General features: G+C 74.0%; 26 protein-coding genes. 11 read left to right on the top strand and 15 right to left on the bottom strand.

What is annotated here, in order from left to right; genetic code table 11:
* Positions 1–2: 2 nt before the first annotated feature.
* Positions 3–1,052 (top strand): saccharopine dehydrogenase NADP-binding domain-containing protein, encoded by a 1,050-nt coding sequence (locus QJS33_RS09260; RefSeq protein WP_306367473.1) that lies wholly within the window; start codon positions 3–5, stop codon positions 1,050–1,052.
* Positions 1,053–1,127: 75 nt separating this feature from the next.
* On the opposite strand, the gene QJS33_RS09265 is transcribed toward QJS33_RS09260, so the two are convergent.
* Positions 1,128–1,859, bottom strand: a complete 732-nt coding sequence (locus QJS33_RS09265) for a hypothetical protein (protein WP_306367474.1) — start codon at positions 1,857–1,859, stop codon at positions 1,128–1,130.
* 378 nt (positions 1,860–2,237) lie between these two features.
* Here QJS33_RS09265 and QJS33_RS09270 point away from each other — a divergent pair, with 378 nt between their 5' ends.
* Complete coding sequence (locus QJS33_RS09270; protein ID WP_306367543.1) at positions 2,238–2,780, top strand: sugar O-acetyltransferase; 543 nt, start codon at positions 2,238–2,240, stop codon at positions 2,778–2,780.
* A gap of 61 nt (positions 2,781–2,841) precedes the next feature.
* On the opposite strand, the gene QJS33_RS09275 is transcribed toward QJS33_RS09270, so the two are convergent.
* A complete protein-coding gene (locus QJS33_RS09275; protein ID WP_306367475.1) occupies positions 2,842–4,725 on the bottom strand; it encodes an ABC transporter ATP-binding protein in 1,884 nt (627 codons plus the stop codon).
* Between the two features lie 216 nt (positions 4,726–4,941).
* On the opposite strand from QJS33_RS09275, the gene QJS33_RS09280 reads away from it, so the two are divergent.
* Positions 4,942–5,502 (top strand): GNAT family N-acetyltransferase, encoded by a 561-nt coding sequence (locus QJS33_RS09280; RefSeq protein WP_306367476.1) that lies wholly within the window; start codon positions 4,942–4,944, stop codon positions 5,500–5,502.
* Positions 5,503–5,508: 6 nt separating this feature from the next.
* Here the strand turns inward: QJS33_RS09280 and QJS33_RS09285 are convergent, their stop codons facing one another.
* Positions 5,509–5,928 carry a MarR family winged helix-turn-helix transcriptional regulator gene (locus QJS33_RS09285; protein ID WP_306367477.1) on the bottom strand — a complete coding sequence of 140 codons (420 nt, stop codon included), beginning with the start codon at positions 5,926–5,928 and terminating at the stop codon, positions 5,509–5,511.
* 74 nt (positions 5,929–6,002) lie between these two features.
* On the opposite strand from QJS33_RS09285, the gene QJS33_RS09290 reads away from it, so the two are divergent.
* Positions 6,003–6,491 carry a macro domain-containing protein gene (locus tag QJS33_RS09290; protein ID WP_306367478.1) on the top strand — a complete coding sequence of 163 codons (489 nt, stop codon included), beginning with the start codon at positions 6,003–6,005 and terminating at the stop codon, positions 6,489–6,491.
* A gap of 121 nt (positions 6,492–6,612) precedes the next feature.
* On the opposite strand, the gene QJS33_RS09295 is transcribed toward QJS33_RS09290, so the two are convergent.
* The gene (locus QJS33_RS09295) at positions 6,613–7,362 is read right to left on the bottom strand and encodes an SDR family oxidoreductase (RefSeq protein ID WP_306367479.1); all 750 of its coding nucleotides are present in this window, start codon (positions 7,360–7,362) and stop codon (positions 6,613–6,615) included.
* Between the two features lie 89 nt (positions 7,363–7,451).
* On the opposite strand from QJS33_RS09295, the gene QJS33_RS09300 reads away from it, so the two are divergent.
* Positions 7,452–7,925 carry an Rrf2 family transcriptional regulator gene (locus QJS33_RS09300; RefSeq protein WP_306367480.1) on the top strand — a complete coding sequence of 158 codons (474 nt, stop codon included), beginning with the start codon at positions 7,452–7,454 and terminating at the stop codon, positions 7,923–7,925.
* Positions 7,926–7,928: 3 nt separating this feature from the next.
* Here the strand turns inward: QJS33_RS09300 and QJS33_RS09305 are convergent, their stop codons facing one another.
* Positions 7,929–8,093 carry a hypothetical protein gene (locus QJS33_RS09305; protein WP_306367481.1) on the bottom strand — a complete coding sequence of 55 codons (165 nt, stop codon included), beginning with the start codon at positions 8,091–8,093 and terminating at the stop codon, positions 7,929–7,931.
* Between the two features lie 304 nt (positions 8,094–8,397).
* Between QJS33_RS09305 and chrA the strand changes: the two genes are divergently transcribed.
* Positions 8,398–9,624: a chromate efflux transporter gene (gene chrA, locus QJS33_RS09310; RefSeq protein ID WP_306367483.1), complete on the top strand. Its 1,227-nt coding sequence runs from the start codon at positions 8,398–8,400 to the stop codon at positions 9,622–9,624.
* A gap of 60 nt (positions 9,625–9,684) precedes the next feature.
* On the opposite strand, the gene QJS33_RS09315 is transcribed toward chrA, so the two are convergent.
* The 3 genes from QJS33_RS09315 to QJS33_RS09325 form a co-directional block, all read right to left on the bottom strand.
* The gene (locus QJS33_RS09315; RefSeq protein WP_306367484.1) at positions 9,685–10,401 is read right to left on the bottom strand and encodes a response regulator transcription factor; all 717 of its coding nucleotides are present in this window, start codon (positions 10,399–10,401) and stop codon (positions 9,685–9,687) included.
* 202 nt (positions 10,402–10,603) lie between these two features.
* Positions 10,604–11,401 (bottom strand): class I SAM-dependent methyltransferase, encoded by a 798-nt coding sequence (locus QJS33_RS09320; protein WP_306367485.1) that lies wholly within the window; start codon positions 11,399–11,401, stop codon positions 10,604–10,606.
* A gap of 96 nt (positions 11,402–11,497) precedes the next feature.
* Positions 11,498–11,920, bottom strand: coding sequence for a helix-turn-helix domain-containing protein (locus tag QJS33_RS09325; RefSeq protein ID WP_306367486.1), 423 nt, complete (start codon positions 11,918–11,920; stop codon positions 11,498–11,500).
* A 174-nt stretch (positions 11,921–12,094) separates the two neighbouring features.
* Here QJS33_RS09325 and QJS33_RS09330 point away from each other — a divergent pair, with 174 nt between their 5' ends.
* Positions 12,095–12,580: a VOC family protein gene (locus tag QJS33_RS09330; protein WP_306367487.1), complete on the top strand. Its 486-nt coding sequence runs from the start codon at positions 12,095–12,097 to the stop codon at positions 12,578–12,580.
* 61 nt (positions 12,581–12,641) lie between these two features.
* Here the strand turns inward: QJS33_RS09330 and QJS33_RS09335 are convergent, their stop codons facing one another.
* Positions 12,642–13,397, bottom strand: coding sequence for a cyclopropane-fatty-acyl-phospholipid synthase family protein (locus QJS33_RS09335; RefSeq protein ID WP_306367488.1), 756 nt, complete (start codon positions 13,395–13,397; stop codon positions 12,642–12,644).
* A 31-nt stretch (positions 13,398–13,428) separates the two neighbouring features.
* The gene (locus tag QJS33_RS09340) at positions 13,429–14,187 is read right to left on the bottom strand and encodes a (2Fe-2S)-binding protein (RefSeq protein WP_306367489.1); all 759 of its coding nucleotides are present in this window, start codon (positions 14,185–14,187) and stop codon (positions 13,429–13,431) included.
* 184 nt (positions 14,188–14,371) lie between these two features.
* Here QJS33_RS09340 and QJS33_RS09345 point away from each other — a divergent pair, with 184 nt between their 5' ends.
* From QJS33_RS09345 to QJS33_RS09355, 3 genes are read left to right on the top strand one after another with little or no spacing between them, the layout of a single operon-like run.
* On the top strand, positions 14,372–15,688 hold the full coding sequence (locus QJS33_RS09345; protein ID WP_306367544.1) for a sensor histidine kinase: 1,317 nt from the start codon (positions 14,372–14,374) through the stop codon (positions 15,686–15,688).
* Positions 15,685–16,425: a response regulator transcription factor gene (locus tag QJS33_RS09350; protein ID WP_306367490.1), complete on the top strand. Its 741-nt coding sequence runs from the start codon at positions 15,685–15,687 to the stop codon at positions 16,423–16,425. Before QJS33_RS09345 ends, QJS33_RS09350 begins: the two co-directional genes overlap by 4 nt.
* Positions 16,426–16,472: 47 nt before the next feature.
* Complete coding sequence (locus QJS33_RS09355) at positions 16,473–17,447, top strand: DUF4097 family beta strand repeat-containing protein (RefSeq protein ID WP_306367491.1); 975 nt, start codon at positions 16,473–16,475, stop codon at positions 17,445–17,447.
* A 3-nt stretch (positions 17,448–17,450) separates the two neighbouring features.
* Here the strand turns inward: QJS33_RS09355 and QJS33_RS09360 are convergent, their stop codons facing one another.
* On the bottom strand, positions 17,451–17,834 hold the full coding sequence (locus tag QJS33_RS09360) for a hypothetical protein (RefSeq protein ID WP_306367492.1): 384 nt from the start codon (positions 17,832–17,834) through the stop codon (positions 17,451–17,453).
* A 128-nt stretch (positions 17,835–17,962) separates the two neighbouring features.
* Between QJS33_RS09360 and QJS33_RS09365 the strand changes: the two genes are divergently transcribed.
* Positions 17,963–18,976, top strand: coding sequence for a Gfo/Idh/MocA family protein (locus QJS33_RS09365; RefSeq protein WP_306367493.1), 1,014 nt, complete (start codon positions 17,963–17,965; stop codon positions 18,974–18,976).
* On the opposite strand, the gene QJS33_RS09370 is transcribed toward QJS33_RS09365, so the two are convergent.
* The 4 genes from QJS33_RS09370 to QJS33_RS09385 all read right to left on the bottom strand — a co-directional run bounded on the left by QJS33_RS09370 (position 18,957) and on the right by QJS33_RS09385 (position 22,661).
* On the bottom strand, positions 18,957–19,856 hold the full coding sequence (locus QJS33_RS09370; RefSeq protein ID WP_306367494.1) for a GNAT family N-acetyltransferase: 900 nt from the start codon (positions 19,854–19,856) through the stop codon (positions 18,957–18,959). The two genes, QJS33_RS09365 and QJS33_RS09370, sit on opposite strands and share 20 nt — an antisense overlap.
* A 100-nt stretch (positions 19,857–19,956) precedes the next feature.
* Entirely contained in the window at positions 19,957–20,913 is a 957-nt protein-coding gene (locus QJS33_RS09375; RefSeq protein ID WP_306367495.1) for a YafY family protein, read from the bottom strand.
* 89 nt (positions 20,914–21,002) lie between these two features.
* Positions 21,003–21,407, bottom strand: a complete 405-nt coding sequence (locus tag QJS33_RS09380; protein ID WP_306367496.1) for a RidA family protein — start codon at positions 21,405–21,407, stop codon at positions 21,003–21,005.
* A 780-nt stretch (positions 21,408–22,187) separates the two neighbouring features.
* Positions 22,188–22,661 (bottom strand): small multi-drug export protein, encoded by a 474-nt coding sequence (locus QJS33_RS09385; RefSeq protein WP_306367497.1) that lies wholly within the window; start codon positions 22,659–22,661, stop codon positions 22,188–22,190.
* Positions 22,662–22,865 lie beyond the last annotated feature (204 nt).

Consider the following 22,865-nt stretch of genomic DNA (forward strand, 5'->3'; position numbering starts at 1 on the left):
CCATGAACTCCTCCGAGACGCATCCGCCCGCGCGCGGCAAGGTAGTGGTGTACGGGGCCTACGGGCACACCGGCCGGTTCGTGGTGGCCGAGCTGCTGCGGCGCGGGCTGGAGCCGGTGCTCTCCGGGCGCAGCGCGGACCGGCTCGCCGACCTGGCCCTGGACCACCCCGGCCTGGAGGTGCGCCCCGCCCCGGATACGCGGGCCCTGGGCGGGGCGGTGGCGGGCGCGGCCGCGGTGGTCAACACCGCCGGGCCCTTCCTGGACACCGCCGGACCGGTGGCGGCGGCCGCCGTCGCGGCCGGGGCCCACTACCTGGACGTGACCGCCGAGCAGCCCGCCGCCGCGGCCACCCTGCGCGATCACGGCGCGACCGCCGCGGCGGCGGGGGTGGCGGTGCTGCCCGCGATGGCGTTCTACGGCGGACTGGCCGACCTGCTGGCCACCGCCGCGGCCGGCGGCGCCCCGGTGCGGGAGGTCACCGTGGCCGTGGGCCTGGACGGGTGGCGGCCCACCGCGGGCACGCGCATCACCGGCGAGCGCAACACGGCCCCGCGCCTGCTCGTCGACGGCGGCCGACTCGTGCCGCTGGAGGAGGTCGCGCCCGGCGGGCGCGACTGGGACTTCCCCGCGCCGCTGGGACGGCAGGCGGCGGTCCCCCTGCCCTTCTCCGAGATCGTGCTGCTCCACCGCCACCTGGGTGCGGACCGCATCACCTCCTACCTCAACGAGGCGCCCCTGGCCGAGCTGCGCGACCCGGCCACCCCCGGCCCCGAGGCCGCCGACACGACCGGCAGGTCCGCCCAGCGGTTCGCCGTCGACGTGCGGGTGCGCGTCGACGGGGCCGAGCGGCGGGCCACCGCCTCGGGCCGGGACATCTACGCGGTGACCGCGCCGCTGCTGGCCGAGGCGGTGGTGCGCCTGTTGGACGGTCGTGTCCGCGCCGTCGGGGCCCTGGCCCCCGGCGAGGTGTTCGACGCCGCGGACTTCCTGGCCGCGCTGGCCCCCGACCCGCTGGCCGTCACCCTGCCCGCGGCGGTGCCGGTCGGGTAGGGCCGCCGCGGACACCGGGTGTTCCCGGTGCGGCCGCCCATCGGTGCGGCCGCACCGGACCTGTGAGGGGGCAGGTCAGGAAGCCCGCTCCACCAGGGTCTTGAGCCGGCCCAGGCGCTCGCGCCAGGACTCCTTGGCCTCGGCGACCGCCTCCGGGCCGGCCAGCCGCGACTGCTCCACCGCCACCGACACCCGGTCGGGGTCCTTGGCGGTGAGGTAGAAGACCACCCGGGTGCCGTCGCCCAGGTCGGCGGTGACCCGCTTGGGCGGGTTGTCCGAGCGCACCGTCAGGCCCGGGCCGGCCAGCCACCGCTCGCGGACGTCCTTCTTCGACAGCGCCGCGAAGACCTCCTCCATCGGCGCGCGCACCGTCTTGGAGGCGCTGGCCGAGTACCCGTCCCTGCGCTGGCCGGGGGCGCGCATCCCGCGCTCCTGTTCGTAGGCGACCGTCAGCGACTGGGCCCACCAGCCCGCAACGCCCTGCTCCCGCACCAGGTGGGCGGCGATCTCCTTGTGGGTGCGCCCGGTGGCGCCCCAGGCGTCCAGCACGGCGAACCACTCGTCGTAGCCGCGCCCGGTGCGCTCGCGCACCGCCTCGGAGGACACCCGCGCCCGCATGGCCGCGGTGGCCGGCTCCGCGGCGGCGGGCGTGCTCGGCTCCGGCACCGGGGCGAGGGGCGTCCGGCTCTCCCCGGCTGCGGGGCGGGCCCGGTCGGGGAGCAGGTGGGCGCGGGCCGCGGTGTAGCTCTCCCCGGTCTTGGCCATCCGGGTGCGCACCTGCTGCTTGAAGGACTTGTGCCTGGTCATGACGGCTCCTCGGCGACGGCGAACCGACCCACGCTCGTCCGCCCCGCCGGTAGGGCGCATCAGACCGGCGTCCCGAGGACTCGAAGTCCCCTTTGCCCCCTCTCAGCCGACGGCGTGGGCGCCGGAACCGGGGGTTGGGCGCGGAACGGCGCCGACCTCCAGGATACTGCGTCCCCACCCGTTTCTCCAGCTCCGCCCGGCCCCTGTGGACGCCCCCCGAACATCCTGCCCAGGGGCGGCGGGCACGGAACGGAAGGTGCCCGCCCTCCTCCCGGGAGGCCCCCGTTTTTCCACGTGCCCGCAGAGCTCTTCGGCGGCTAGGGTGCGGGGGTCGATGAACGCTGGGAAAGGACCCGTGTGGCCAGTCAGAAGGAACGCATGCTCGCCGGTGAGCTCTACCGGTCCGACGACCCCGAGCTCCAGGCCGAACTGATCCGCGCGGAAAAGCTCGCGCACCGCTACAACACCATGGAGCCGGACGACCCCGCCCGTCGTGAGACGCTCGCCGAACTCCTCGGCGACCTGGGCGAGGACACCTGGATCCGGTCGCCGCTGCGGGTCGACTTCGGCTACCACATCACCATCGGTCCCCGCTCGTTCGTCAACTGCGGGGCGGTGATGCTGGACGTGGCGCCGATCCGGATCGGCGCGGACGTGCAGATCGGCCCCAACGTCCAGCTGCTCACCCCCACGCATCCGATCGAGCCGGGCCCGCGCCGCGACAAGTGGGAGGCGGCCGAGCCCATCACCATCGGCGACAACGTGTGGCTGGGCGGGGGCGTCATCGTCTGCCCTGGGGTGAGCATCGGTGAGAACACGGTGGTGGGCGCGGGTGCCGTGGTCAGCCGCGACCTGCCCGCGAACGTGGTGGCGGTGGGCAACCCGGCCCGGGTGATCCGCGAGATCGACCCCGGCTCCTGACCGGGGACGAGGGGACCGTCCCCCGGCGTGGCGCCGCCGGGGGACGGGGTCGGGCGGCCCCTCAGCCGGGGGCGGCGGAGGGCTCCTCGGTGGCGAACTGGGTGCGGTACAGCTCCGCGTAGCGGCCGCCCCGGGCGAGCAGCGCGGTGTGGTCGCCGCGTTCGACGATCCGCCCGTCCTCCACGACCAGGATGGTGTCGGCGGCGCGGATCGTGGCCAGCCGGTGGGCGATCACCAGGGCGGTGCGCCCCTGGAGGGCCTCGGCCAGGGCGGCCTGGACGGCGGCCTCGGAGGTGGAGTCCAGCGCCGAGGTGGCCTCGTCCAGGATGACGACCGCGGGGTCGCTCAGCAGCAGCCGGGCGATGGTCAGGCGCTGGCGCTCCCCGCCGGAGAACCGGTAGCCGCGTTCGCCGACGACGGTGTCCAGCCCGTCGGGCAGGGAGGCCACCAGGTCGGCCAGGCGGGCGCGGCGCAGGGCGTCCCAGATCTCCCCGTCGGTGGCGCCGGGGCTGCCCAGGGTCAGGTTGGCGCGGATGGACTCGTGGAACAGGTGGCCGTCCTGGGTGACCATGCCCAGGGAGCCGCGGATCGTGGAGAAGGACAGTTCGCGCACGTCCCGCCCGCCCAGGCGGACGGTGCCGGAGTCGGGGTCGTACAGGCGCGGCGCGAGCTGGGCGATGGTGGACTTGCCCGCCCCGGAGGAGCCGACCAGGGCCACGGTGGTGCCGGGTTCGACGGTGAAGGACACCTCGTGCAGGACCCGGCGCCCCTCGGCCGGGTCCAGCACGGTGACCTCCTCCAGGGAGGCCAGGGACACCTTGTCGGCGGCCGGGTAGGCGAAGGAGACCCGGTCGAACTCCAGGGACGCCGGTCCCGGCGGCAGGTCGGCGGCGTCGGGGACCTCGCGCACCAGCGGCTCCAGGTCCAGGATCTCGAAGACCCGGCTGAAGGCGACCAGGGCGCTCATGACCTCCACACGGGCCCCGGCCAGTGCGGTCAGCGGCGCGTACAGGCGGGTGAGCAGCATGCCCATGGCCACGACGGTCCCCGCGTCCAGGTCCCCGGACAGGGCGTGGAACCCGCCCAGCCCGTAGACCAGGGCCAGCGCCAGGGCCGAGACCAGGGTCAGGGCGGTGAAGAACACCTCCTGGACCATGGCGGTGCGCACGCCGATGTCGCGGACGCGGTCGGCCCGGCGGGCGAATTCGGCGGATTCGCGTTCGGGGGAGCCGAAGAGCTTGACCAGGGTGGCGCCGGGCGCGGAGAACCGCTCGGTCATCTGGGTGCTCATGGCGGAGTTGTGCAGGGTGCGTTCGCGTTCGATGCGGGCCAGCCGGGCGCCCATGCGGCGGGCGGGGTAGACGAACACGGGCAGCATGACCAGCGCGGCCAGGGTGATCCACCAGGACAGGGTGAGCATCACGGCCAGTGCCAGGACGAGGGTGACCAGGTTGCTCACCACCCCGGACAGGACGCTGCTGAAGGCCCGCTGGGCGCCGATGACGTCGTTGTTGAGGCGGCTGACCAGGGCTCCGGTGCGGGTGCGGGTGAAGAACGCGACCGGCATGCGCTGGACGTGGTCGTAGACGGTGGTGCGCAGGTCCAGGATGAGGCCCTCGCCGAGTCCGGCCGACAGGCGTCGCACGATCAGGCCCAGGGCGGCCTCCAGCAGGGCGACGGCGGCGATGAGCCCGGCCAGCAGCAGGACGGTGCGGGGCGCGCCGCCGGTGACGATGGTGTCCACGACCCGGCCGGCCAGCAGCGGGGAGGCGACCGCCAGGACGGAGACGGCCACGCTCAACGCGAGGAACCAGGTCAGGACGCGGGTGTGGGGCCGGGCGAAGGCCGCGATGCGGCGCAGGACCGGTAAGGAGAAGGGGCGGCGGTCCTCGCGGGCGTGCATGGCGTGGTAGATCGAGTTCCACGCGGCCATCTCCATGCTCATGGGCGGTCACCGGTTCCGTTCGGGGTGGGCGGATATCCGAACGCTATGACCTCAACCAATATTGAGGTCAACCTGCGCTCCCGGGCTCGGTCGACGAAGACCCGAACAGTGACCGAAACACCCTTTGGTGCCCGATGTGATCAAGGTCCGGATTCTGGGCACCGCGTTCGGACCGTTAAGGTGTGAGCCCAGCGACACCACCACGGGGGGACACGGGTGACCACGGACAGCACGGAGAAGACCACCGGTCCGGAGTTGACCTACCGTCGCGCCGGGCGGGACGACGTGCCCGCCCTGGTCGACCTGGTCAACTCCTGCTACCGCGGCGACGCCTCCCGCCGCGGGTGGACCACCGAGGCCGACCTGCTGGACGGTCGGCGCGTGGACGCCGAAGGGCTGAGCACGCTGCTGGAGCGCACCAACACCCTCATCCTGCTCGCCGAGGCCGACGGGGCCCTGGTGGCCTGCTGCGAACTCCAGCGCGGTGTCAACGGCGCCTACTTCGGGATGTTCTCGGTGCGCCCGGACATCCAGGGCGGCGGCCTGGGCCGGCGCGTCCTGGCCGAGGCCGAGCGCACCGCCTCCCAGGAGTGGGGCTGCCGCCTCATGCGCATGAAGGTCCTCAAGCAGCGCCCGGAGCTGATCGCCTGGTACGAGCGGCGCGGCTACACCAACACCGGCCGCACCGAGCCGTTCCCCTACGGGGACGAGGCCTTCGGGCTGCCGCGCCGGGACGACCTGGCCTTCGTGGAGCTGACCCGGGAACTGCCCGCCTGAGCGGACTCAGAAGGCGTCGGGCCCGGCCTCCAGGTTGGCCGACATCCGTTCCAGAACGCTCACGGCGGCCCGGTACTCCTCGGCGCCGATACCGCGCGAGAGGCGCTCGCGGGCCCCCTTGACCTTGGTGAACAGGTCCTCGTGCGCCCGGCGGCCCGCGGCGGTCAGGTCCAGGGCGACCAGGCCCTCCAGCCAGCCGCGCCGGCGCAGCTCCTCCACCGCGGGGGCCACGCTCACCTCGCTCTCGTCCAGGAACGCGGCGAGCCTGCGGTCCAGGTCGGCCAGGGTGCCGGGCTCCTCGTACAGGGAGTGGAGCACCTGCCAGTGGCGGCGGCCCAGCGCCTCCCCGGCCAGGGTCCGGTCGAAGTCGTTCTCGATGAGCCGGTCCAAGTGCTTGAGCCAGTAGCCGATGGGCAGGTCCGACATGCTCTCCCCCTTGATCGCGTGCGCGGCGGTGGCCGCCCCACGTGGTGTCCTACCCGCCCGCTAACGTGGCCGACATGTCCGACACCCCCGCCCCGCTGCGCATTATTCGCGGCGACGCCACCAGCCCCCAGGCCGCCGGACCCAAGATCATCGCCCACGTGTGCAACGACCGCGGCGGCTGGGGCAAGGGGTTCGTGCTGGCCCTGTCCAAGCGCTGGACCGAGCCCGAGCGCGACTACCGCACCTGGCACCGGGAACGGGCCCGCAACGGCTTCGGCCTGGGTGCGGTGCGCCTGGTGCGGGTCAAGGCCGACACCTGGGTGGCCAACATGGTCGGCCAGCACGGCACCAGGCGCGGCAGCGGCGGACCGCTGGTGCGCTACGAGGCCATCGCCGCCTGCCTGCGCACGGTGGCCGACCACGCCTTGGAGCTGGGCGCCACCGTGCACATGCCGCGCATCGGCTGCGGCCTGGCCGGCGGGAAGTGGGAGCGCGTCGAGCCACTGGTCCGAGAGGCCCTGTGCGCCCGCGGCGTGGCCGTCACCGTCTACGACGCCGACTGACCGGCGGGCCCCCGACGGTGACCGCCCCCGCGGCGCCGTCGACGGCCCGGGGCCACAGGTGCCGTCCCGGCCGCACCGCGAGGAGGCGGCGCCCACCTCGCTCCGATCCTCCGGGCACGTCCTACGGGGCCGTCCGGGCGGCGAGCCACTCCTCGAAGGTGGTCGGTGCGATGCGCGCGTCCTCACCGGGCAGCAGCACATCGCCCGCCATGGACGTCCCGAAGACCCCGGACCAGGTCGGCACCAGGTCCACCCGGCGCCCCTGGGCGTGCAGGGTGCGCCGGGCCATGTCCACCAGGTCCTGGGTCCGGGGACCGGCGATGTCGGCGTGGCGTCCGAGCGGTTCGCCCACCGCGACCTCGGCGAGGATCTCGGCGACGTCGGCGGGGGCGATCGGCTGCACCAGCAGCGGGGCGATGTCGGCCACGCCGTCCCGTTCGGTCCACCCGGCCACCATGGCGGCGAAGTCGTGGAACTGGGTGGCGGGCACGATGGTCCAGGGCACCGGGCCGTTCTCCACCAGGCGCTCCTGCTCACGCTTGCCCGCGTAGTGGGGGTTGCCCTCCACCCGGTGGATGCCCACGATCGAGAGCAGGACGTGGTGACGCACTCCGGCGCGCTCCTCGGCGGCGAGCAGGGTGCGGGTCAGGCGCGCGAAGCGCTCCACCGAACCGTCGCGGTCGGCGGGCGCGATGTTGGTGGCGTCGACGACGGCCTCCACCCCGCGCAGGGCCTCGTCGAGCCCGTCCCCGGTGGCCAGGTCCACGCCGAGCGAGCGGCTGATCCCGACGACCTCGTGGCCCTGCCGGCGCAGCACGGCGGCGGTGAGGGAGCCGATGTTGCCGGTGGCCCCGGCGACGGCGACGCGCATGGCGTTTCCTTCTTTCGCTCGTTGGTGATCGTCGACCCGAACATATCGTGGACCAAATAGATCCACAATATCTTCGATAGGCTGCCGGGATGAAGCTTCCCGCGAGCACCGAATGGGTCCTGCACTGCGCCACCGCCCTGGCCCAACTCGAACCGGGGGACACGGCGTCGACGGCCCAGCTGTCCCGGTACTTCGACCTGCCCGCGCCCTACCTGGCCAAACAGCTCAAGGCCCTGGTCAGGTCCAGTGTGCTGAGTGCGACGCCGGGCCCCCGGGGCGGGTTCCGGCTCGCCCGGCCCGCCGAGGAGATCGACCTGCTCCAGATCGTCGAGTCGGTCGACGGCGCCTCCTCGCCCTACCTGTGCGCGGAGATCCGGCAGCGGGGGGCGGGGGCGCTGCCGCGCGAGGAGTGCGAGGACACCTGCGTGCTGGCGCGGAAGATGGCCGACGCGCACCAGGCGTGGCGCCGGAGCCTGGCCGGGAGCAGCCTGGCCGACATCCTCGCCACGCTGCCCCCGGGCGCCCCGGCCCGCACCCGCGCCCGCCTGGCCGCGGCGCGCTGACCCCTACCGTTCGCCGTTCAGGTGCCGGGCCGGGAACCGGGCGGCGGCGTCCCCGGCGGACGCCGGGACGTTCCGGTGGCGGGGTGCGTGCCGCTCGACGGCGACGCGGTCGCCGTCGTGGCCGAGCGGGCGGGGCCGGGTGAGGTCGAGACGGCGTTCGTCGCGCACGACCGGACCCGTGTACCGGGTTCCGGGGCCGGTCGTCTTCGGCGACGCGCCGGAACGGTTCCGTACGGGATTCCGCACGCCCCGGTACCGCCCCCGGCCCGAGGAGGCGGGCGGAGAGGTACCCGATGGAGCGGATGAACCGTGAGGGCAGGGGTCCGTGAGCCCCGCCCGGCGGGCACTCCGACGCACTCCGATATCGTTCTGCGATGTCGGAGCACGTCATCTCTGCGTGAGCCCTCCCGGGAAGGAACCGCACCGTGCACCCACCCCTGACCCCACCGGCGCCCTCCACCGCGGCGCCCAGGTGAGCGAGGCGAACCCGACGACACCCACCGCGGCCCCGGCGGGGCGCGGGACGGTCGGTGAGGTCTTCCGGGCGTTCCTGCCGCTGGGCCTGACCTCGTTCGGAGGTCCGGTGGCGCACCTGGGCTACTTCCGCGAGGCGTTCGTGGTGCGCCGCGGCTGGCTCACCGAGGCCGCCTACGCCGACCTGGTGGCGCTGTGCCAGTTCCTGCCCGGCCCCGCCTCCAGCCAGGTCGGCATGGCCCTGGGGCTGCGCCGAGCCGGATACGCGGGGATGGCCGCCGCCTGGGCGGCCTTCACCCTGCCCTCGGCCGTGCTCATGGCGGGCTTCGCCCTGGGCGTGCAGGCCATCGGCGCCGAACCCGGGGCCGGATGGCTGCTGGGCCTGAAGGCGGCGGCGGTGGCCGTGGTCGCCCACGCCGTCCTGGGCATGGCCGCGAGCCTGGCCGCGGGGCGCCGCCCGGCCACGATCGCGGTCGCCGCCCTGGTGCTGGTCCTGCTGGTGCCCTCGGCCCCGGGCCAGGTCGCGGCCATCGCCCTGGGCGCCCTGGCGGGCCTGTTCTGGCTCTCCGCGCAGGCGCCCGCCGACCACGACGCGGCCGGGGCCGGCGTACCGGTGCGGCGCCGCACCGCCGCGGCCTGCCTGGCGGTGTTCGCCGTCCTGCTGGCGGGGCTGCCCGTGCTGGCCGCGCTGACCGGCAACGCGGCACTGGGCACGGCCGACGGCTTCTACCGCGCCGGGTCGCTGGTCTTCGGCGGGGGGCACGTGGTCCTGCCGCTGCTGGAGGCCGAGGCGGTGGGCTCCGGAGCGGTGGACCACGCGTCGTTCCTGGCCGGGTACGGGGCGGCGCAGGCCGTTCCGGGGCCGCTGTTCACCTTCTCCGCCTACCTGGGGGCGCTCATGCCCGTGGCGGGCAGCCCGCTGCTGGGCGCGGCGCTGGCCCTGGTCGCGGTCTTCCTGCCCTCGGCGCTGCTGGTGGTGGGCGCCCTGCCGTTCTGGGAGCGGCTGCGCGCGGACGCACGCGCCCGGCGCGCCCTGGCGGGCGCGGGCGCTGCGGTGGTGGGGGTCCTGGGCGCGGCGCTGTACGACCCGGTCTTCCTCCAGGGCGTGGTCTCGCCCGCGACGATGGCGCTGGCCGCGGTCGCGTTCGTGGCCCTGGCGGTGTGGCGGGCCCCGGCCTGGGCGGTCGTCGCGGCCTCCGGTGCGATCGGGTTCCTGCTCCTTTGACCCGCGCGGTACCCGCGGACGGTACCGCGCTCAGCCGGTCCCCCGGTCTCCCGGCACCTGTCAGGGGGAGACGTATCCGGCGCGCACGGCGTAGATCGCCGCCTCGGTCCGGGAATGGACCTGGAGTTTCTCCAGGATGTTGCGGACGTGGTTCTTCACGGTGTTCTCGGTGATGAACAACCGTTCCCCGATCGTCCGGTTGTTCAGCGACCGGGCCACCAGCTTCAACACCTCCGCCTCCCGGGGGGTGAGCTGGGGGAGGGTCACCGTGACCTCCGGTGCGGTCTCCTGCTTGGCCAGCTCCGCGAACTCCCCGATGAGCTTGGTCGCCATGGACGGGTTGATGGAGGGCCGCCCCGCGGCGATCGTCCGGATGGTCTCCGAGATGTCCGTGACGGCGATCTCCTTGAGCAGGTAGCCGCTGGCGCCGACCTTGAGCGCGTCGAAGAGGTCGGACTCCTCGTCGCTCATGGTCAGCATGATGAACTTGGTGTGCGGCACCGCCTCGCGGATGCGCGGGCAGGCCTCGATGCCGCGGGCGTGCGGCATCCACACGTCCATGAGGACCACGTCCGGGCGGGAGTCGGCGGCGAGCCGGACGGCCTCCTCGCCGTCCCCCGCCTCACCGACCACGTTGATGTCGGCCTCCTCGTCCAGGACGGACACCAGACCGCGCCGGAACAGGGCGTGGTCGTCCACGACCATGACCCGGATGGGTCCGGACGGGTCGGGGGTGCCTGTGATCGGCTGGTCGGGGGTGGGGGGGTGGGGGCTCACGGGGACTCCTTTTGTGCGGCCCGGAACAGCTATTTCTTCCTGTCGCCTTCCCGGCCCTCGCGAGAGAGGACCCGGCGCGGAAATCGCATTGATTCTCCTCATGGGGTGAGCGCGTCCATGTTCTCACAGGAGCCCCGGCCGAATACGGGATTCGTTTTTTCGCCCCCGAATTCGGTCAGGGGTTCGGGGGCGGCCGCCCGTCTCAGACGCGGCAGAGGACGGTGCCGCGGGGAATGACGAAGACCGCGTCGGGGTCCTCGCTCCACGCCGCCCATCCGGCGGAGATGCCCTCCAGGTCGGCGGGGGTGGCGAATCCCTCCGCGACCGCCTGGCGGGCCAGGTCCGATTCCAGGATGCGGCGCGACCACATGCCGCCCCACCAGGAGCGCCGCTCGGGGGAGGAGTGGTCCCACAGTTCGGCGGCGTACTCGACATCCTCGAACCCGGCTGCGCGGGCCCAGGCGCGCAGGCGCCGGCCCGCGTCGGGCTCGCCGCCGTTGCCGCGGGCCACGCGCTGGTACAGGTCCATCCACGCGTCCAGTTCCGGCGGCCGCGGGTACCAGTACATCCCCGAGTAGTCGCTGTCGCAGGCCGCCACCACCCCGCCCGGGGCGGTCACCCGGCGCATCTCGGCCAGGGCCCGCACCGGATCGGCCACATGCTGGAGCACCTGGTGGGCGTGCACCACGTCGAAGGAGGCGTCGGGCAGGTCCAGGTCGTGCACGTCGCCGACCCGGAACTCGATGTTCCCGGCGCCCTCCTTCTCGGCGGTCGCACGGGCCAGCTCCACGGCCTCGGCGGAGGAGTCCAGGGCCACCACCCTTCCCGGTGCCACGCGCGCGGCCAGGTCGATGGTGATGGTGCCCGGCCCGCACCCGATGTCCAGCAGGGAGCGCCCCGGGGTCATCTCGGCGAGCGCGTACCCGGCCGAGTTGGCGGCGTTGCGCCAGCGGTAGGAGTCGGTGACCGAGGGGTGCTGGCCGTGGGTGTAGCGCGTCATCGTCGCCCTTTCCGTCGGGGACCGCCCTGTTCGCGGTGCCCCGACCCTACACCCGTCGTCTCTAAAAGTGAGATGAAAATATCAATATGCGAGACATCAATTCTGGGCGACCCGCTCCACCAGGTCCAACAGGGTCGCGGTCCCCGCCGCGTCCCCCAGGAACACCAGCCGCAGACTGCGCGCCCCCGGATCGTGCACCGCCTGGACGTGCACCGGCGGCCGCCCCTGCCCCGGGGCGGCCGCAGCCGCCGTGACCAGCGTCGTCACCCGGTCGACCCGCTCCCGGTCCACCCCCTCCAGGCGCACCACCGCCGACACCTCCACCGAGACCGGCCCCGACGGCCCGTCCGCCGCCACCGGTCCGCCGCCGAACGCCTCCAGGTCCTCGCGGCGGATCCGGTACTGCTTGCCGATGCGCGTCGCCGCCAGCCGCCCGTCGCGGATGTAGCCGCGCACGGTCTTCACATGCAGCCCCAACAGCTCCGCCACCTGGTCCACCGAGTAGTACCGCTGCTCCACGGAACATCCCTTCACCACCGGATATCCCTCGATCATAGGGCGCCACAGGGGAGGATGAGGGAACTTGGGGCAGCCCGGGAACGGCCGGGAAAAACCCGCGCGGACCGCGATGATTTCCGGCCCGCCCCCGGGTCCGTACCTGTGACAGAGCAGCGCACCCGAAGGGACACGATCATGACCGAGCTCAACAAGATCACCCCCTGCCTGTGGTTCGACACCCAGGCCGAGGAGGCCGCGAACTTCTACGTGAGCGTCTTCGACGACGCCCGCATCCTCAGGACCACCCGCTACGGCTCCGGCATGCCCGGACGCGAGGGCTCGGTCATGACCGTCGACTTCGAGGTCCAGGGCCAGCAGATCACCGCCCTCAACGGCGGCCCGGAGTTCACCTTCAGCGAGGCATTCTCGCTCCAGGTCATCTGCGACGACCAGGCCGAGTCCGACCGCTACTGGTACGCCCTCATCGAGGGCGGCGGGCAGGAGGGCCCGTGCGGGTGGCTCAAGGACCGCTACGGGTTCTCCTGGCAGGTCTTCCCGCGCGAACTCGACGACCTGGTCACCGACCCCGACCCGGGCCGCGCCGAGCGGGCCACCAAGGCCATGCTCTCCATGGGCCGTATCGACGTCGACGAGGTGCGCCGCGCCGCCGACGCCGGCTGACCGGTACCCGGGGCCGGGTCCGCTCGGCCGGGGCACGCCTCCCCGGCCGAGCGGACCCGCCTCAGACCCGGACGAGCGTCAGGTACGCCATCCCCATCACCTCGCGCCAGCCGTCGACCCGGGCCACCCGGTGCCGCTCGGACAGGGCGCGGATCTCCTCGGCGTCGGGGGAGCCGGAGTTCTCCACCAGCCACTCCTCCCACGCCTTGGCGTGCCGGTTCTCGAAGTCGTCCCACTCCGACAGGGACGCCTGCGACAGCGCCCGCAGCCGGAACCCGTAGGACAGCGCAAGGTCCACCAGGCCGCGCACCGTCCGGTACTGCGCGCGCGGGGTGTCGTACATGGCCGCCAGCTCGGCGTCGGTGGGCTCGCGCGTCCAGAAGCACTCGCCGAACAGCAGCCGCCCGCCCGGCCGCAGCAGCCCCGACAAGGCCTCCAGGGCGTTGGCCGTGTGGGTCACCGGGTCGCCGCCCCAGGCGTGGGTGGAGCCGATGTTGAACACCACGTCGGCGTTCGCCCCCGCCCATTGCCCCGCGTCGCCCACCACGAGTTCCACCCGGTCCGCCAGCCCGCGCTCGGCGGCGTTGGCACGGCCGTGGGCGATGGCGCCCTCACCGATGTCGATGCCGAACCCGGTCGCGGTCGGCGCGCTCGCAAGGGTGCGCAGCAGCAGCTCCGCCCACCCGCACCCCACGTCCACGACGTGTCGCCCGTCGAGCGGCCCCAGGGTGCCGATCAGCCGGGCGGAGTGGTCGTCCGACAGCGGTCCGTTGAAGTCGCAGTCCCGGTACAGGGGAGCAGGCTCGGGAGTGGTCATCCGGGCAGGCTGTCACGGCCCCCGGCCCGTGTCACCCGGATTTCCCCGGGGCGGTGAGCGCGCAGTCGCCGCAGTACCCCGAGCCGGGCACCCGGTAGTACAGGCAGCAGGTGGTGCGCCGGAACACCGCCGCCCCGCCGGCGTCACGGCCGGTGTAGGAGCCGGTCCCGGCCAGCGGCGGGGCCGCGGTCAGCAGGCGCACCACCTCCTCGGCCCCCTCCCGCACCGCGGGCCGGTCCGCGCCCAGCGAACGCGCCGCGCCCGCCAGCGCCGAGGCGGTGTTGCCGCGCAACAGCCCCGGGGCCACCCGGCCCGTACCGCGGGGCACCCCGCCCAGGGCGGCCGCCACCGGTTCCAGCACCCCGGCCAGGACGGTGGCGGCGATGTGCCCGGCCACCGCCGCGGGCTCGGGCGCGATCGGGTCCGCCCACCGCTGGGAGGTGCGCAGCACCACTGGCCCGGCCGCGCCCGGGTCCCGGTGGAAGGCGTCCACCCGCAGCGCCGCCCCGTGGCACAGCGCCGCGGCCAGCACCGGCGACAGCAGCCGGGTGGCCAACCCCTGCTGGAACAGCGAGGCGCCCACCCGCCACTCCACCTCCCGCGCCCGGACCCCGGCGAACCCCGCCAGGCGCTCGCGCACCCGCTCCACCTCCACCGCCACCGCTCCCGGGTCGGGGACGCCCAGCGCCCGCCACCGGGGCCCGGGCGGCTCCGCCTCCAGGGCGAACATCATGTTGATCCGGCCGATGTCGACCAGGACCGGCACCACCTCGACCCGCCCGTCGCCCACCCTCGCCACCCTCCCTCACATCCCCGCGCGGCCCGGGTAGTGCCACCACCACCCCGCGTCCACGTGCTGATGGGATCGTGTCCCGGACCGCCCCGAACCTAGATTGGGGTACGTGACCGGTCACAGCCCACCCATCGCGCACCCCGGCGGCCCGCCCGGGGACCCCGCCGGGTTCGCGCGCGCCATCACAGCAGCCTACGGGGCGCCCTGGCGCACACGCGCGGCCGAGATCGCACACCTGATGACCTCGCTCGCACTGTCGCTGTTCTACCTGGTGCCCGCGGTCATGATGGTCGTCTCCGCCTCCTGGGTGGGGTTCGCGATCGCCCCCGGCGCCGGCGACCTCTGGCAGGGGGGACCGCTGGACGCCCTCACCGAGGCACTGGCCATGGTGGTCCTGCTGCCCGCCGCAGCGACCCTGCTCGCCCGGCTGGCCTGCCGGGTACAGCGGCACCGGCTGAGCACGGTCTTCGGGATCGTGGAGACCGCCCCGCCCGACCCGCTGGCCCCCTACGGCCGCTGGTCGCGGCTGTGGCGGTTCGTGTTCGGGCGCGAATCCTGGTCCATGGTCGTGTACACCACCGCCGCCGGCCTGCACGGGCTGCTGTTCGGCGGGGTCGTGGTGGCCCTGGTGGTGGGCGGCCTCGCCGTCGCCGTCGGCGTCCTGGTCGGCGTGGTGTTCATCCTCGTCCAGGGCCAGCCCTCGGACCTGGGCGGCCCGCTGGTCCAGGTGGTGCTGGCCCCGCTGGCCGTGCTCGTGGGGGTGCGCCTGGCCCCGTACGCGGTGTCCACCGAGGTGGCGCTGCACCGGGCCCTGCTGTTCGACGCCCCCGAGGTGCGCATGCGCCGCCGCCTCTCCCACGTCCAGGACAGCCGCCTGCGCATGGTCGACGCCGCCGAGGCCGAGCGGCGCCGCATCGAACGCGACCTGCACGACGGCGCCCAGCAGCGGCTGCTCGCCCTGACCCTGACGCTCACCCGGGCCCGCGCCCGCGTGGGCACCGACCCCGACGCCGCCCTGGAGCTGATCACCGAGGCCCAGCGCGAGTCCCGCGAGGTCATGGAGGACCTGCGCGAGGTCGCCCGCGGCCTGCACCCCCGGGTGCTCACCGACCACGGCCTGTCCGCCGCCCTGCCCGTGGCCGCCGGGCGCTCACCCGTCCCGGTCAAGGTCGAGGTGGACCTGCCCGAGCGCCCCTCGGCGCGCGCCGAGGGCGTCGCCTACTACGTGGTGTGCGAGGCGCTCACCAACGTCGCCAAACACTCCGGCGCCTCCCGCGTGACCGTGTCCGCCCACCGCGTGGAGCGGCCCGCCCGCCGGGGCGGGGACCTGCTGCGGGTCACCGTCACCGACGACGGCGCGGGCGGCGCCGAACCCGACTCCGGCAGCGGCCTGTACGGCCTGTGGGACCGGGTGGACGCCGTCGACGGCGTCCTGACCGTGCACAGCCCGGCCGGTGAGGGCACCGTCCTGACCGCCGACATCCCTTGGGAGGCATGAGAACCGTGTTCCACGGCCACGACGCGCGAACGGCCCCGGGCGGGGCCGCGCGGGAGACCGGCGCCCCGGACGAGGGGCCGCGGGTCATCATCGCGGAGGACTCGGTGCTGTTGCGCAGCGGCATGGTCCGGCTGCTGGAGGACGCCGGGGTGGAGGTGCTGGCCCAGGTCGGCGACGCCGACACGCTGCTGGCCGCGATCGGTGCCCACCCGGACGTGGACCTGTGCCTGGTGGACATCCGCATGCCGCCCACGTTCTCCGAGGAGGGCATCAAGGCGGGCATCCGCATCCGCGAGGAGCACCCCGACGTGGCGGTGCTGCTGCTGTCCCAGCACGTGGTGAGCCGCTACGCCGCCGAACTGTTCGGCGGGCGCGACATGTCCAAGGTGGGCTACCTGCTCAAGGACCGGGTCGCCGACATCGACGAGTTCCTGACCGTGCTGCGCCGGGTGGCCGGCGGCGGCGCGGCGATCGACCCCGAGGTGGTGTCCCAACTGCTCAGCGGACACCGGGGCAGCGCCCTGGACCGGCTCACGCCCCGGGAGACCGAGGTGCTGGAGGTGATGGCGCAGGGGCTCAACAACGCGGGCATCGCGGCCCGGCTGACCGTCACCGAACGCGCGGTGGAGAAACACATCCGGTCGATCTTCACCAAGCTCGACCTGGGCCAGGACGACCACGACCACCGCAGGGTACAGGCGGTCCTGCACTACCTGCGCGACCACGACCGGAACTGACCGGCACCGGACACGAGGGGGCGAGAGCCCGAACGGAGAGGAAGAAAGTGACATTCAAGGCACGGGGGCTGTACGCCTCGTCGAGCAAGGAACCCGGCACGGGGTTCCGCGTCGGACCGTGGCTGGTGCTGGGCGGCGTCCTGGTGGTGGCCCTGATCGCGGTGACCGCGGTCTCGGTCCTGGGCAACGTGGGCGTGGACCGGGGGGACCGGCAGGACTCCTTCGCCGCACCCGAACGCGTGGTCGTCGAGAACGAGACCGGCGGCCGGGTGACCCTCACCGCCGCCGACGGCGATGAGGTCCGGGTGGACCGGGAACTGCACGGCACCCCCCTGACCGAACCCGACGAGGACATCGAGGCCGAGGACGGGGCGCTGCGCATCGACGCCGAGTGCTCCGGTGCGTGGTTCCTGGGCGGCTGCTCGATCGACTACGACATCGCGGTGCCCACCGGGGTGGCCGTGCGGGTGGAGACCGTCGGCGGCGAGATCACCGCCGACGGCATCGAGGGCGGAGTGGAGGTGTCCACCGTCAGCGGGGCGGTGGCGCTCACCGACATCACCGGTGACGTACGGGTGGAGTGCACCAGCGGGCAGGTCGTGGTCTCCGGGCTCTCCGGCTCCGCGGACCTGGAGACCACCAGCGGCGCCATCAAGGCCTCCGGGGAGGGCGACCGGCTGCGCGCCGTCAGCACCTCGGGCGTGGTCGACCTGGCCGACTTCACCGCCGGGGCGGTGGAGGCCGAGTCCACCAGCGGCTGGGTGGCCGTGGGAGGCGGGTTCGACACCGCCGAGGTCTCCTCGACCTCCGGGGCCGTGGACGTCGACACCGCCGATCCGTTCCAGACCCTGGTGGTGGAGACGACCAGCGGCTCCGTGGACGTCCGGATCCCGGCGGGCTCCTACGACGTGACCGGCGAGTCCGTCTCGGGCGGGCGCGACATCGGGGTGGGCACCTCCTCCTCCGGTCCGCGCGTCCAGGTGGACACCGTCAGCGGCAGTGTCCAGGTCCGCGAGCGCTGAGGCTCAGCCGCGGGTGAAGCGCAACGCCGCCCAGTCCGAGTCGATCGGCACCTGGGCGGCGGGGCGCCACCCGTCGTCGACCAGCACGTCCCAGCCCTTGTCCGCGCGCAGGTCGGTGATGATGGTGCCGCCGGGCCGGGGGTGGCACACCCACACCACCGTGGCCGGGGACAGGGTCTTGAGGATCGGGTGGACCTCGCGGTCCACCGTCGCGCGGTCCAGGGCGAACAGGTGCACGGAGTCGTACTCCGCCCCGTCGATGGGGCCCAGGTCGACGTGCACGTCGGGCGGCGGTTCCAGCAGCCGCAGGTACCGTTCGGGGGCGTTGAGGACGAGCAGCCGGTCCCCGGTGCGGACCCCGAGCCTGTGGGCGAGTGTTTCCGACATGTCCCCCTCCGAATCCTGGCGGGCGGTCCCCGTTCCGCCCTAGAGGTCACCGTACGGGTCACGTGCCCCGAAACCGAGGACCGGCCCCCGTCGCCCCGGAGATGAGACCGGGTTTTTAGGATGCACCCATGACAGATGAGAACGGCGTACTGCGCTGGGGCGTGCTCGGCACGGGCGGGATCGCCCATTCCTTCATGGAGGGCCTGCGGGCCACCCCCACGGCGCGGGTCACCGCGGTCGGCTCGCGGACATGGGAGCGCGCCCAGGAGTTCGCCTCGGCCTGGGACGTGCCCCGCGCCCACGGCTCCTACGCGGAGCTGGCCGCCGACCCCGACGTGGACGTGGTCTACGTGGCCAGCCCCCACCCCTGGCACCACGAGCACACCCTGCTGTGCCTGAACGCGGGCAGGCACGTGCTGGTGGAGAAGCCGATGGCGATGAACGCCTTCCAGGCCGCGGAGATGACGCGGGCCGCCCGCGACAACGGGGTGTTCCTCATGGAGGCCATGTGGACGCGGTACCAGCCGATCCACCGGCTGGTGCGCGACCTGGTCGCCGACGGCGCCCTGGGCGAGCTCACCCACCTGTCCGCCGACTTCGGGGTCAGCGCCCCCTACGACCCCGACCACCGGCTGTTCAACGCCGACCTGGGCGGCGGCGCCCTGCTGGACCTGGGCATCTACCCGCTGTCGCTGGCCTCGTGGTATCTGGGCGAGCTGACCGTGGTGGGCGCCACCCGGCGCCTGTCACCGGACAACATGGTGGACGTGCACACCGCGATGCTGGTGCGCGGGGAGCAGGGCGCCACCGCGCACCTGGCCTGCGCCTCGCTCACGGCCCTGCCGGGGACGGCGGTGCTGGCCGGGACGCGGGGGCGGGTGGAGATCCCCCTGTTCTGGGCGGCCACCGAGGCGGTGCTGTACCGCGAGGGCCGCGAACCGGAGACGTTCCACCGCCCCTTCCGCGCCAACGGCTACGAGTACGAGGCCGAAGAGGTCGCCCGGTGCGTGGGCGCCGGGCTGTCCCAGAGCCCGGACATGACCTGGGACGAGAGCCTGCGCCTGGCCTCGGTGATGGACCGGGTGCGCGACATGGGCGGGCTGGTGTACAGCGCGCCCACGGTCAAGGCCGTGCCGTTGTGAGCAGTCCGGCCGTCTCGGGGTGGACCGGCGCGGTGACCGTGCCGCCGCGCCGGGGCCGCCCGCCCAGGGCGGGCATGCGGCGTACCCGGGAACGGGCGGCGCGGGCCAGGGCGCAGCGCGCCAGCGCGACGGCGTCCAGGTGCGCGACCACCATGAGGGCGTCCTTGGGGCCGACGGTGCGGGCGAAGAGGTCGTCGATGTCGCTGTGCCCGCTGCGCGGTCGCACCCCGTAGATGTCGCCGTCGAACACCCGGTAGGCGTCGCGCACGACCAGGCTGTCGGGGTCCAGGCCGGGGCCGTCGCCGAGCCACTCGGCGGCTTCGGCGGCCGTGCGCCGGACCCGGGCGGGGAGGGGGCGGCGCGTGTTGGGGAAGACCCGGCGCGGGCCCAGGTTGTGCAGCCAGCCGGCGTAGACGGCGGGGTGGCGGGTGCGCATGACCACGTCCACGCCGCGCAGCGGGCGGGTGCGGATCTCCCGGGTGAGGAAGTGGGTCATCAGCGCCGAGGTGAGTCCGGAGCGGCGGTGGGCGGGCACCACTCCGGTGGCGTCCAGGTACATGGCGGGGCGTCCGGCCAGGCGCAGCCGGTGGTAGCCGCCCCAGCCGACGGGGACGCCGCCGGGGTCCAGGATCAGGGCCAGGGAGGTGACGCGGTCGAAGAACCCGCCCTGGACGCGGGCGTGCCAGTAGGCGGAGTGGTCGGCGCCGAAGGCGCGGGCGGCCAGGCCGCGCAGGATCATGTGGAGGCGCCGGCGGCGGTCGTCCGACAGGGCGGCGGGGGAGTCCCAGCGGGCGATCCGGTAACCGGGGCACAGGTCGCGGATGGTCGGCAGGGCGTCGAGGGCGGGTGTGGGGCGAAGGGCACGGTCCCGGGTGAGCACGCGAATCCCACTTTCATTACTCTAGGAAGCCAATTGACTGCCCACAGTAGTTGTTCCGGGGTGTGCTCGCGCGGACTTCACCCGGGACGACCCCGCCGGATCAGTCGGCGGCGCGGCGCAGGCGGGCGGCCAGGGCGCTCATCTCGGTGCGCAGCTCCTCGGGTTCCTCCACGCGCATCTCCACGTCGAGCATGGCCAGGTAGCAGGCCATGACCTGGAACGAGTCGCCCGCCACGTCCAGGATGCAGGAGGCCTCGTCCACCGCCTCCAGGCGGCCGTACTCGCCGATGCCGCGCCCGGTCGCCTCCTCGACGCCGATCAGCAGCCGCACCCGGGCCTTGTGCGGCCACATGTGGAAGTTCATCCGCTCGGCCAGATAGGCGGCCACCCCCTGCTCGGGCGGGTCCCGCGGGGGCACCCGCGGCCCGGTCGGGGTGAGCGGGCGCATCCGGTCCACCCGGAAGGTGCGCCAGTCCTCGCGCTCGTTGTCCCAGGCCACCAGGTACCACAGCCGCCCGCGCGAGACCAGGCGGTGGGGTTCGGTGACGCGGCGCGAAACCGTGCCGTCGTGGCGCTCGTAGTCGAAGCGCAGCCGCTCCCCGTCACGGCACACGCCCGCTACCAGGGCCAGCACGTCGGCGTCCACGGTGGGGCCCCTGCCCGGGATGGGGACGGTGAAGGCGCCCAGGGCGTCCACCCGGCGGCGCAGCCGGGAGGGCAGCACCATGAGCAGCTTGGCCAGGGCGCGCACCGAGGTCTCCTCGATGCCGCTCACCCCGCCCTGGGCGGCGGTGCGCAGCCCCACCGCGACGGCGACGGCCTCGTCGTCGTCCAGCAGCAGCGGCGGCAGCGCGGCGCCCGCGCCCAGCCGGTAGCCGCCGCCGGTGCCCATGGTGGCCTGGATCGGGTAGCCCAGCTCGCGCAGCCGGTCCACGTCGCGGCGCACGGTGCGGGCGCTCACCTCCAGGCGGTCGGCGAGTTCGCCCCCGGGCCAGTCCTTGCGGGTCTGGAGCAGGGACAGCAGGCGCAGCAGGCGTGAGGACGTGGTGGTCGACATACCCGCAGTCTGCCAGGGGTGCAGGACAGATCGTGTCCGCCACCTGCGGGGGATCGGGGCGGCGCGCACGGGCGCGGGGCGGTCTCGGCTCAGCCGGCCACCACGGCGACGGCCTCCACCTCCACCAACTGGTCGTCGTAGCCCAGGACGGCCACCCCGAGCAGGGTGGAGGGGGCGTCGTGGTCGCCCATGTGGGCGCGCACCACGTTCCACGCCGCCACCAGGTCCTCCTGGCGGGAGGAGGCGACGTGGACGGTGGTCTTGACGACGTCGGTGAGCGCGGCCCCGGCGTCGGCCAGGGCGGTGCGCAGATTGAGCATGACCTGCTCGGCCTGGCCCGCGACGTCGCCGACGGCGACGGTGGCCCCCTGCTCGTCCAGGGGGCAGGCCCCGGCGGTCCACACCGCGCGCAGGGGCCCGGCGGCGGTGGCCGCGTAGGCGTAGTCGACGGACTCGGTGAGGGTGGCGCTGCGGACGAGGCGGACGGCGGTCATGGGTCTCCCGGGGTCGGTGGGGTTCTCACCCGTCTTCAACTCGGCCGGGGCGCCGGTGGTTCCGGTCTCTGCCGTCGGCAGAGGCGTCAATCATTGGGCTCAACGCCCTGCGGGCCGTGGGCATCGACACCGACGCCCTGTTCCGCCGCCTGGAGGAGGCCTTCGGCCCCCAGGCCCTGACCCCGCCCGCCGAACCCGCCCCGCCCAAGCGGCGCGGCCGCCTGGCAGCCCCTTCGACGCCAAGGCCGGGAAGGTCCTGGAGCCGTCCCTGCGCGGGACCATCGCCGCGGGGCACCGGTCCATCGACTCCGCCCACCTGCCGCCTCGGTCCCGGCCTCCCACGGCCTCACCTACGACCACGCCCGCGAACTCCTCGACGCGGCCTCCTGAAAGGCCAGAAAGCGGAGAGTGGAGGACAAAAAACGTCCTCTGCTCTTCCTGATGTGGGACACATGACCGACAGCGCGGCCATTCACCCCTTCCGCATCGACATCCCCGAGCGCTTCGGCGTCCAGGGCGGCGACCTGGGCGGGAGTCTCACCCGACGTCGCCCGACTCGCCCCCGACCGGGTGGTGGGCGGACGTCAACGGCGGCCCGGGCATGCCGCCGAGAACGTGTCCGAGGAGGGGCCGGCCTCCCTCACCGAACTGGAGCGCGACCGCCTCGCCCGCATCGGCGAGGTCATGGCCGAGCAGTTCGGCTACATCTCGATCCAGGGCACCCGGCGCTGACCGCGCGGCCGAACCGCCGGTGCCCCCGCGGACGGGGGCACCGGCGGGTCAGGCCAGGACCGCCACGCCCAGCGTCGCCAGCGTGCCGAACCCGACACCCCACAGCACGATCGCCACCGCCTGCCAGAACACCACCGCGCGCCGGGACGCGCCGAAGGAGACGGTCGCCGCCGCGGTGATCTGGCTGGGCAGCGCCAGTGGACCCAACAGGGCCACCCCGGCCACGCCGTACCGGTCGAACCGCTTCCTCAGCTTGGCGCGGCGGGGGGAAAGCGCGGTCTCGGTCCGGTTCCCGCGCACCCTGTTGCGCAGTCGTGCGGCCACGGACACCACGAACAGCATGGACACGATGTTCCCGGCGACCGCGGCCGGGACCGCGACGTAGACCGGGAGACCGGCCACCACACCCAGGGCCGCACCGCTGTAGGACTCCACGAAGGGGATCATCCCGAGTACGACCACCACCGCCCATTGCAGGGCCACGGGAAGCCGGGTGGTGAAGTCCTGGAGGAACTCGATCATCGGAAAAGGCCTTTCGGTGGGTCGGTGGCGGAGTCGCCGTACGTCCCTCACCATCGCCCGCCGCCCCCCTCTTCCGGCAGTGCGTCCGCGTCACCTGCGCACCGTGACATCCGCCCGGGTGGGACCGTGACGCCGTGTCACTGGTGGGCGCACCCCCGGCCCGGCCAGACTGGGGGCGCGCCGCGCCGGGGTCCGCGGGCGGGC

This window comes from Nocardiopsis sp. CC223A (assembly GCF_030766825.1).
Taxonomy (GTDB): Bacteria; Actinomycetota; Actinomycetes; order Streptosporangiales; family Streptosporangiaceae; genus Nocardiopsis.